Origin of the sequence: Streptomyces sp. RP5T (assembly GCF_003933965.1) — a bacterium.
GTDB lineage: Bacteria > Actinomycetota > Actinomycetes > Streptomycetales > Streptomycetaceae > Streptomyces.
This window is the reverse complement of record NZ_RSAJ01000316.1, coordinates 1-9,659: the sequence shown is the minus strand read 5'-3', so window position 1 is coordinate 9,659 and position 9,659 is coordinate 1. Positions and strand designations below refer to the sequence as shown.

At 72.3% G+C, this 9,659-nt stretch carries 8 protein-coding genes; 6 read left to right on the top strand and 2 right to left on the bottom strand.

All coding sequences use genetic code 11. The features are described from left to right. Window positions 1-327: 327 nt before the first annotated feature. The 3 genes from EHS43_RS27725 to EHS43_RS27715 all read left to right on the top strand — a co-directional run bounded on the left by EHS43_RS27725 (window position 328) and on the right by EHS43_RS27715 (window position 3,157). Window positions 328-1,155 (top strand): glycerophosphodiester phosphodiesterase, encoded by an 828-nt coding sequence (locus EHS43_RS27725; protein WP_125193477.1) that lies wholly within the window; start codon window positions 328-330, stop codon window positions 1,153-1,155. 58 nt (window positions 1,156-1,213) lie between these two features. Further along, entirely contained in the window at window positions 1,214-1,849 is a 636-nt protein-coding gene (locus tag EHS43_RS27720) for an ATP-binding protein (RefSeq protein ID WP_125193476.1), read from the top strand. A gap of 318 nt (window positions 1,850-2,167) precedes the next feature. Further along, a complete protein-coding gene (locus EHS43_RS27715) occupies window positions 2,168-3,157 on the top strand; it encodes a DUF5926 family protein (RefSeq protein ID WP_125193475.1) in 990 nt (329 codons plus the stop codon). Window positions 3,158-3,401: 244 nt separating this feature from the next. Here EHS43_RS27715 and EHS43_RS27710 read toward each other — a convergent pair whose 3' ends face one another. Continuing rightward, complete coding sequence (locus EHS43_RS27710) at window positions 3,402-4,097, bottom strand: hypothetical protein (protein WP_125193474.1); 696 nt, start codon at window positions 4,095-4,097, stop codon at window positions 3,402-3,404. A gap of 56 nt (window positions 4,098-4,153) precedes the next feature. Beyond that, window positions 4,154-4,819 (bottom strand): bifunctional DNA primase/polymerase, encoded by a 666-nt coding sequence (locus EHS43_RS27705; RefSeq protein WP_125193473.1) that lies wholly within the window; start codon window positions 4,817-4,819, stop codon window positions 4,154-4,156. A 450-nt stretch (window positions 4,820-5,269) separates the two neighbouring features. Between EHS43_RS27705 and EHS43_RS27700 the strand changes: the two genes are divergently transcribed. From EHS43_RS27700 to EHS43_RS27690, 3 genes are all read left to right on the top strand, one after another. After that, window positions 5,270-6,790: a PP2C family protein-serine/threonine phosphatase gene (locus tag EHS43_RS27700; RefSeq protein WP_185806437.1), complete on the top strand. Its 1,521-nt coding sequence runs from the start codon at window positions 5,270-5,272 to the stop codon at window positions 6,788-6,790. 88 nt (window positions 6,791-6,878) lie between these two features. Continuing rightward, window positions 6,879-8,336 carry an aminopeptidase P family protein gene (locus EHS43_RS27695; RefSeq protein ID WP_125193471.1) on the top strand — a complete coding sequence of 486 codons (1,458 nt, stop codon included), beginning with the start codon at window positions 6,879-6,881 and terminating at the stop codon, window positions 8,334-8,336. A 49-nt stretch (window positions 8,337-8,385) separates the two neighbouring features. After that, the coding region (locus tag EHS43_RS27690; RefSeq protein ID WP_148104100.1) for a PLP-dependent aminotransferase family protein at window positions 8,386-9,659 on the top strand (1,274 nt) is incomplete at its 3' end.

The window sequence follows — 9,659 nt, the reverse complement described above, 5'->3', positions numbered from 1 at the left end:
AGCGTCCACCGGCACGGGGGGTGCAGACGGGGCCGGGGGTACCGCGGTGCCCTCGTTCTCGGTGCTCACAGCTTCTCTCCTCGGTCCACGGCTGTCGATTGTCGGTCGCACTCGGTCACGCTCGGCCGTGCCGCTCTCGTGTCCGGCGTGCGTCAGCTGTGCATGTCCTTTTGTATGCCGTCAGCTTTTCCCACAGGCCGTCAGGGCACCATAAGCGGTGCCTGTGGGTCTGCGGCTGCTCTTTATATAGGCCATGTAAGACAAATGAGGCGCAATACATATGCCTCCGTTCGCACGCGTACCCCCGAGCGGTGGCACCATGACGCGGTGACCCACGCACGGCAGCAGCTGACCCAAGTCGTCGCCCACCGCGGAGCCTCGGAAGACGCTCCCGAGCACACGCTCGCCGCGTACCGCAAGGCGATCGAGGACGGCGCGGACGCCCTCGAATGCGATGTACGCCTCACGGCCGACGGCCATCTCGTGTGCGTCCACGACCGACGGGTCAACCGTACGTCCAACGGGCGCGGAGCGGTCTCGGCCCTGGAGCTCGCCGATCTCGCCGCCCTGGACTTCGGCTCACGCAGGACACGGGAGTTCTGGCGCACCCGCGACGAGGAGCCGGACTGGGTGTTCAGACCCGAGGACCGGGAGGACACCTCCGTGCTCACCCTGGAGCGGCTGCTCGAACTCGTCGCCGACGCGGGGCGGCGGGTGGAGATGGCCATCGAGACCAAGCACCCCACGCGCTGGGCAGGGCAGGTGGAGGAGCGGCTGCTGCAGCTCCTGAAGCGGTTCGGTCTGGACAGCCCGGCCTCGCCCGCCGAGTCGCCGATCAGGGTCATGAGCTTCTCGGCTCGATCGCTGCACCGCGTGCGTGCCGCCTCGCCGACCCTGCCCACGGTCTATCTGCTGCAGTTCGTCTCGCCCCGGCTGCGGGACGGCCGACTGCCCGCGGGAGTGCGGATCGCGGGCCCCTCGATCCGCATCGTGCGCAACCACCCCGGGTACATCGAGCGCCTGAAGCGGGCGGGCCACCAGGTGCACGTGTGGACGGTGAACGAACCCGAGGACGTGGACCTCTGCGTCGAGCTCGGCGTCGACGCCATCATCACCAACCGGCCGCGTGCGGTGCTCGACCGGCTGGGCCGCTGACGTCCTCTCCGTCACAGGGTGTGCCCCGGCGCGTTCGGTACGTGTTCGAGCACGGTGAATGCGTCGGCGGAACGTGATTGGCCGGTTTCCGGCACAGGCCAGTGGGGCATCCACACCGTGGCGTGGGGCGAAGGAGGTCTCGGGGGTGGCGTTGGTGGTGGCACAGGAGGTGCCCACGTCGTCGAGCATGGCCGTACCCCATGGCCCTGCGGGCGTGGGGGAAGCGAGACACCGTATGCGCGTGCAGCTGCGCAGGGGTGGGGTGGCGGAATCGGTCATCGACGACGCCGTACTCATTCTTTCCGAGCTCTTGAGCAACGCGTGCAAACACGGCCGGCCGCTGGGTGACGCCCTCGCCGGGGACGGTGACGTCCGTGCCGCCTGGCGGGTGGACCCGGGCGGCAGGCTCACGGTCGAGGTGACGGACGGGGGCGGACCCACCCGCCCGGCTCCGGCCACGCCCTCGGTCACCGCGCACGGCGGCCGCGGGCTCAACATCATCACCGCGCTGGCCGACGACTGGGGTGTCAGGGACGACGCCCGGGGCGAGGTCACGGTCTGGGTGATCGTCCACTCGGACGTTCACGATCCGGACGCCGGACACCGCCGCGACGACTTCGCCACGCGCGTGGTGGCCCCGTCGGTCGCGATACCCGGCCTGGACTTCTCGGACGCGTTCGACGACCTCGCCTGAGGTCACCTCGCCTGAGGCGATTTCGGCTGAAGCGATTTCGGCTGAAGCGACCTCGACGGTGGCGCCCCGGACCGAGGCGACCCGACCGAGGAGTCCCGGGCCGGCGCGAGCCGGACGGAGGAGCCCTGGGCTGAAGGGCCCTGGGCTGAGGGGCCCTGGGCTGAAGGGCCCTGGGCTGAGGGGCCCTGGGCTGAGGCGCCCGGACGGGACCGCCGGTGAAGGACACCCCGGTGGTTGTCCACAGGCCTGCGTCGGCCAAGTCGCAAGCGGCTAGGCTCGCGCCCGTACGAGACGAGCCGTAACCGGGAGACAGCCACGATGGCCAAGAAGCGACCCCAGACGAAGGCCAAGCGCCCGCAGAGCACGGATGGCGCCCGCGCCGCAGCTGCTGACGGTCGGATTCCGGTCGTCGGCGCCCGCGAACCCTGCCCGTGCGGAAGCGGCCGACGCTACAAGGCCTGCCACGGCCGGGCCGCCGCGCAGGCCGCGACCGAGCTGGTGCACCGCCCCTTCGAGGGCCTGGCGGGCGAGGGCGACTGGGTGGCCCTGCGCGAGCTGGTCCCCGCCGCCACCGTCGAGCTGACCCTGAAGGGCGGCCTCCCCGAGGGCGTCCCGTCGGTCACGCTGGCCACCGTCCTGCCGATGGCCTGGCCCGCCCTGCGCCGCGACGACGGCTCGGTCCTGCTCGGACTGCAGAACGACACGTCGTCCGGTGACATCAGCCGCGATCTCGCCGACACGCTCCAGCGCGCGCTCACGGCGGCTCCGGGCACCCCCATCGAGGGCCGGCGCGCTCCCGCGGACGGTCAGCGGCTGCAGGATCTGCTCGACCCCGAAGGCGCGTTCGAGCCAGTCGTGCACGAGGGCTTCGAGTTCTGGGTCCCCGACGCGGAGAACGCCACGCCCGAGGTGACCGCGTCCCTGGAGCGGGCCAACGCCGCGGCGATCCCGACCGTCCGGCTGACCGGTGTCGACGCCGCCTACTGGTGCGAGACCCCGGACAAGAACCACCTGCGCTGGGTGATGCCGCACCCCGAGGAGCAACTTCTGGACGCGCTCGCGCGACTGCACGCGGCCGGGAAGTCGAGCCTCGGCGAGGGCACCCGGCTCGTCGGTTCCTTCCGGGCCCACGGCCTCACCGTCCCGGTCTGGGACCTGCCGAGCGGGGTCACCGCGGAGGACATCGAGAAGCCGGCGGCCGAGTTCGCCGAGCGCCTCGCAGGCGCTCTGGCCACGGACGCACCGCTGACCGCCGACGAGCGCCGCGCCCGTGGCGGCCTCACCAACCGTCAGGTCACGCTGAGTTGACGAAGCCGGTGCGGCTGACCGGCCGGTCAGTCGCACCGAACCCCCGTCGAACGGCCACGCTCGTCCACAACTCCCCTCCCGACAAGGGGAATCGGTGTCCGAATACGCCAGGGAGCGGCGCGGTCGAATTTGCGAACGGCCGATCTCTTGTTACCGTTCCAATAGCCCGGTTGCTGGTGCATCCCCCGTCGCCAGCAACCGGGTCTTTCTGTGTCCGGACAGCTTTACGGAACGCCGTCGCGTGTCAACTGACCGTGTCCTCGCCGGAGTTGCTCCCGACCCGCAGCAGCAGTGGCCCGCCGCCCCGACGGGCGAACTCCGCGACCGCCGTGTAGTCGGCCAACGCCCCCCGAATGCCCTCCCGGGGCGTCTCGCAGCTGTCCGGCTCGTCCCCGGCGCCGACCGCGCAGTGCAGCAGCACGGTGCGTCCGCCGGGTGCCATGAAGCTGAGCGCGGCGTCCAGCACCGCGCCGGTCGCGTTGCGGTAGTAGGTCCGCGCCCAGGTCTCCTCGCCCTGCGTGAGCACACAGGTCTGCGCCTCGATGCCGTCGGGGGAGGTCAGTTCGGGCCCGCAGCGCGCGGCGGTGGCCAGTCCCACGCCGAGCAGCAGCGGGGAGCGCCGGGGGTCGGCAGGGGGCGCCTTGAAGTCGTCCGGGTAGCCGCCGCCCGCGGACGGCCGTACAGCCGAAGGCTCCGCGGACGACCGTGGACCGGAACCCTGCGAGGGGACCCGCCCCCCGGAAGACGCCACGGAGGTCCGCTCACCGGGAGGCACGGCGGAAGGCACGAGATCGCGTACGACCGTGCGCCCTCCCTCGCCCACCTGTCCCGCGGAGGCCACGGCCAGGGGCAGCGCGACGGCGCACACCACGACACCGGACAGGGCGAGCAGACGAACCCATCGGGGGTCTGGGGGTCGTCCCCCGGAATGACGCAGCATGAAGCGGACGATAACGACCGGGCGCGGGCACTCGGTTCCGCCCGCGCCCGACACCCTTACAACTCGGGTGCGCTCACACCCGTACGAGTGAGGGCCTCGACCACGGCGTCCACCACGGCCTCGACATCGGGGACCCACGGGGAGGCCGAGCCGGGGAGCGGAGCACGCTCCCAGGTGATCTCACCGTGGCCCGTCTCGGACGGGGGCAGGGCGAGGTAGCCGCCCTCGCCGTGGAAGCGGAGGGAGCCGGGGACGTGGTCCTGGGCGTACAGCAGTTCGCCCAGCTGCTCCAGGGAGTACGGCTTGACGAGGATCGCCCAGCGGGTGGGCGAGGCGACCACCGGGCCGAGGCGCATGCCCTGGCGGTCGAGCGCTGCCAGGGCGCGGGCGGCCGGGAGGGCCGGCAGGCTGACCGCGCAGGGGGCGCTGCCGCCGGTGGCCAGGATGATCGGCGCGGCCGGGCGGTTGGTCCACCACCAGCGCACCATGCGCTCGTCCGTGGTGGCCGCGAGCAGGCCCGGGTCGAAGGGATGGGCGCCGGGGACCGTGCACTCCGGGTCGGGGCATCCGCAGCGGGCCCGGCCCTCCGGGTCCGGTGCCACACCCGGGAGTACGGGCCACTGCCATTCCGTCGCGAAGGTCAGGGCCGCGCTGAACAATTCAGGCCTTCCGTCGCTGCGCTGGGACAGGAGCCTGCGTCGCCTTCCGAGGATCTCGCGCATGAGCGCTCGTTCCTTTCCGTTGCACCGCTGGCAACACCGTGGACCACATCACATCATGTGTCGATCACTTCACTGTGCGTACCTGTTGGCGCATCACACCCCTGTCCGAGACAAGGGGAACCCCATACTGCGTATCAAAAGCGTGGGCGTGGCGGGGGGTGGCGAAGTCTGGCGTTTTGCCGTCCCGCGTATTTCTCTCCGCCTCCGCCACGGGAGGATGGGGCTCGATCGTCGGTGGCTAAGACGCCCGGGTCGGTCACCAGGTTCCGGGTGACTGTCCACCACCCCTGGTCCTTACCGAGTACGTACCCATCACGACCGTTGTGACGCTCTGTGGAGCAAGGCCAGTCGACCTCAATACACCTTAACCCGAGGCAGTTTTTAGCCAACATTGTCCATCATCCCACCCTCCACCGGCAGCCCACGGACACCAGGAATCCCAGCAGGACAATGCTGGACATCCCCTCACGAGTGCGTGTACATGTGGAGACACTGCTAGCGGCGCAGAATGACATGGGGGTTTGCGATGCTTTTGAGCAATACGCACCGGTCGGAAAGCCGGACGCCATGAACGCCCCTCACCCTTCGAAAGTGGCCGGAATCGATCCAACGGTTCCCGCGCCCGCACACACTGTCGCGCCCGCGCCAGCCGCCCCGGCCGCCTCCGTGGTCCCCGCGCCCCACGCACCCGGAGCCCTGCTCCAGGACCGTCTCGCGGGCTGGGTCTCCGACCTGACGACCCTGCACGAACTCACCGAACGCCTCGCCCGCACCGGCACCCTGTCCGAAGCCCTGCAGGAACTCCTGCGCGCCGGCGCCGCCCTCGTGGGAGCCCGGCGCGGACTCGTCGTCCTCGAACCGGACGACGGGCTCGGCCCCGACACCACCCTCGGCCTCGGGCTCGGCCGCGCTGACCTCGGGCACATCGAGACCGTGCCGCGCAGCGCGATGGCGTACGGCAGGCTCCTCGACACAGCGGCCGGTCTGCCGGGCGGTGACGGCGAGATCGCCCAGCCCGACCTGCTCGCCGAGGACGGCCTCGACCCCCGGCACCGCGAGGTGGCCGCCCGCCTCGGCTACGCGGCCAGCTACGCGCTCCCCCTGTCCACCCACGACGCCGGCCGGCTCGGCGCCGCCGTCTGGCTCTACGACGAACCCGCCGAGCCGTCCGAGCACCGGCGCCACCTCGTCGGCCTGTACGTCCGCTACGCCACCGAGCACCTGGCCCGGCTGGTCGAGCTCGAGCGCACGCGCGCGTGCATGGCGACCATGGCCGAGGAGCTGCTGCCGTCCCGGCTCCCCCGCGTCTCCGGCGTCCGGCTCGCCGTCCGGCACCGCACCGGCCCGCGCGGCGGGGGCGACTGGTACGACGCGCTGCCCCTGCCGGACGCGGCGCTGGGCCTCGCGGTCGGTTCGGTGACCGGCTCCGGCCCGAGCGCCGTCGCCGCGATGGGACGCCTCAGGGCCTCCCTGCGGGCGTACGCGGTAATGGAGGGCGAGGACCCGGTCGCGGTCCTGTCCGACCTGGAGCTGCTGCTCCGGCTGACCGAGCCGGCCCGCTCCGCCACCGCCCTGTTCGCCTACTGCGAGCCCGCGCTGCGCAGGATCACGCTGGCCGGTGCCGGGCACTGCCCGCCGCTGCTGATCGGCGAGCGGCGCACCGACTTCGTGGAGACGTCCGTGTCCGCGCCGCTCGGCATGCTCGCCTGCTGGGAGGCGCCGAGCGTGGAGCTGAGCGCCGGACCCGGAGAGACGGTTCTGCTGTACACCGACGGGCTGCTGCACCGCACCGGCGACACCACCGACCGCGCCTTCGCCCGCCTGCACGCGGCCGCGGCCGGGGTCCCGAGGGCACTGCGCGCCGACCCCGACGCCGTCGCCGACCATGTGCTGCGGACCGTGCTGCCGGACGGGCTGGAGGGGGCGGACTCCGACGAGGACGTCGTCCTGCTCGCGGCGCACTTCGAGTAGCGGGTGGTGGCAGGTCCGTCGGCCCTGGGCCCCCTTCCGTACGACCGTACGATGGACGGGGTCCAGTGCCGTATCTAGGAGGATGACCGTGGCCGACGAGCTCACCCCGGAGACCCCGGAAGAGTCGGAAGAGCCGATCAAGAAGCGGAAGAACGGCCTGTACCCGGGCGTCTCCGACGAGCTGGCCGAGAACATGAAGTCCGGCTGGGCCGACACCGAGCTGCACGGCCTGGAGCCGATCGCGCAGGCTGCCGAGACCGCGGCCCGCCGCGCGGCGCTCTCCGCGCGCTTCCCCGGTGAGCGGCTGGTGATCCCCGCCGGCAATCTGAAGACCCGCTCCAACGACACCGAGTACCCCTTCCGGGCCTCCGTGGAGTACGCGTACCTCACGGGCAACCAGACCGAGGACGGCGTGCTCGTCCTGGAGCCGGTCGCGGACGGTCACACCGCCACGCTGTACCTGCTGCCGCGCTCCGACCGTGAGAACGGCGAGTTCTGGCTGTCCGGGCAGGGCGAGCTGTGGGTCGGGCGGCGGCACTCGCTGACCGAGGCCTCGACGCTGTACGGCGTCCCCGTCTCCGACGTGCGCGAGCTCGACGACGCGCTGCGCGAGGCCACCGGGCCGGTGCGGGTGGTGCGCGGCTACGACGCCGGCATCGAGGCCGCGCTGACCGACAAGGTCACCGCCGAGCGGGACGAGGAGCTGCGGGTCTTCCTGTCCGAGGCCCGGCTGGTCAAGGACGCGTTCGAGATCGGGGAGCTCCAGAAGGCCGTCGACTCGACGGTGCGGGGCTTCGAGGACGTGGTGAAGGTCCTCGACAGGGCCGAGGCCACCTCCGAGCGGTACATCGAGGGCACGTTCTTCCTCCGCGCGCGCGTCGAGGGCAACGACGTCGGCTACGGCACGATCGCCGCGGCCGGCCCGCACGCGTGCACGCTGCACTGGGTGCGCAACGACGGGCCGGTCCGCTCGGGTGAGCTGCTGCTCCTCGACGCCGGTGTCGAGACGCACACCTACTACACCGCCGACGTCACGCGGACGCTGCCGGTCAACGGTCGCTTCAGCGAGATCCAGAAGAAGATCTACGACGCCGTGTACGACGCCCAGGAGGCCGGGATCGCGGCCGTGAAGCCGGGTGCCAAGTACCGGGACTTCCACGACGCGGCCCAGCGGGTGCTGGCCGAGCGGGTCGTGGAGTGGGGTCTTGTCGAGGGGCCGGTGGAGCGGGTGCTGGAGCTGGGGCTCCAGCGGCGCTGGACGCTGCACGGCACCGGGCACATGCTGGGCATGGACGTCCACGACTGCGCCGCCGCGCGCGTGGAGTCGTACGTGGACGGGGTCCTGGAAGCCGGGATGGTGCTGACCGTCGAGCCCGGTCTGTACTTCCAGGCCGACGACCTGACCGTGCCCGAGGAGTACCGGGGCATCGGGGTGCGGATCGAGGACGACATCCTGGTGACGCGGGAGGGGAACCGGAATCTGTCGTCCGGGCTGCCGCGCCGCTCCGACGAGGTCGAGGCGTGGATGGCGGGTCTGAAGGGTTGAGACCCGGGCGCGGGGGCGTCGTGGCTCGCCGCGCCCCTGGGTGGGTTCAGTGGACCTGCACATAGGGCCGGAGCCTGACGAAGGGCGTCGTGCGGGGCTCGAGCGGGCTCTGCGCGACGCCGTTCGCGACGGGCGGCTGGCCCCTGGCGCCCGGTTGCCCGCCACCCGGCGGCTCGCCGAGGAGCTGGGGGTTTCCCGGGGGACCGTCAAAGCGGCCTACGACCAGCTGGTCGCCGAGGGGTATCTGACCGCCCGGCAGGGATCGGGGACGGTCGTGGCTCCGCTGCCCGCCGCCGGTGCCGGGCCCCCGCAGAGCGGTGCACGCGCGCGGGCGCCGCTTTTCGACCTGCGGCCCGGCGCTCCCGACGTCGGCGCCTTTCCCGCCGCCGTCTGGCTCAGGGCCGTACGCCGGGCCGTCGCGGCCGCGCCCGTCTCCGCGTACGACTACGGCGATCCCCTGGGGCGGATGGAACTGCGGGAGGCGCTCGCGGAGTATCTCGGGCGGGCCCGGGGAGTCGTCGCCCCTCCCGAACGGATCCTCGTCACCTCCGGGGCTATTCAGGGACTCGCGCTGCTCACACGGGTCCTGGAGGGCGGGACCGTCGCCATGGAGGACCCGGGGCTGCCCTTCCACCGCGAAGTCGTACGGCGAGCCGGCGGGCGAGTGGTGCCGGTCCGGGTCGACGCACTGGGGGTCGAGGTCGACGACCTGCGGGATCCCGCGGCCGTCGTCGTCACTCCCGCCCACCAGTACCCGACCGGCGTGACCCTGCACCCCTCGCGGCGCCGGGCGCTGACCGACTGGGCACGCGCGCGTGGGGCGCTGGTCGTCGAGGACGACTACGACGGGGAGTTCCGCTACGACCGGCAGCCCGTCGGGGCGCTCCAGGGGATGGCGCCCGGGCAGGTCGTCTACCTGGGCACGGCGTCCAAGACGCTCGGCCCCGCGCTCCGGCTCGGCTGGATGGTGCTGCCGCCGCACCTCGTCGCACCCGTCGCCGACGCCAAGCTGCACAGTGACCACAGCACCGAGACCCTGGGGCAGCTGGCCCTCGCCGAGCTGATCCGCACGCACGCCTACGACCGTCACGTGCGCGCGTGCCGTCTCAGGTACCGGCGGCGCCGGGACCGGCTCGTGGAGCGGCTGGGGGCGCGTCGGCGGGTCCACGGGATCGCGGCCGGGCTGCACGCGCTGGTCGAGGTCGAGGACGAGACGGCGGTGCTGGAGCGGGCCGCGGCCGAGGGGCTCGCGGTGGGGTCCCTCCGGGAGCACTGGCATGCGGACGGGTCCCGGGAGGGGCTGGTCCTGTCTCTTATACACAA

Excerpts from the sequence above, each read along its gene's own strand:
- EHS43_RS27720 (WP_125193476.1), top strand. The coding sequence starts at position 1,214 with ATGCGTCGGCGGAACGTGATTGGCCGGTTTCCGGCACAGGCCAGTGGG.
- EHS43_RS27715 (WP_125193475.1), top strand. The coding sequence starts at position 2,168 with ATGGCCAAGAAGCGACCCCAGACGAAGGCCAAGCGCCCGCAGAGCACG.
- EHS43_RS27710 (WP_125193474.1), bottom strand. The coding sequence starts at position 4,097 with ATGCTGCGTCATTCCGGGGGACGACCCCCAGACCCCCGATGGGTTCGT.
- EHS43_RS27705 (WP_125193473.1), bottom strand. The coding sequence starts at position 4,819 with ATGCGCGAGATCCTCGGAAGGCGACGCAGGCTCCTGTCCCAGCGCAGC.
- EHS43_RS27700 (WP_185806437.1), top strand. The coding sequence starts at position 5,270 with ATGCTGGACATCCCCTCACGAGTGCGTGTACATGTGGAGACACTGCTA.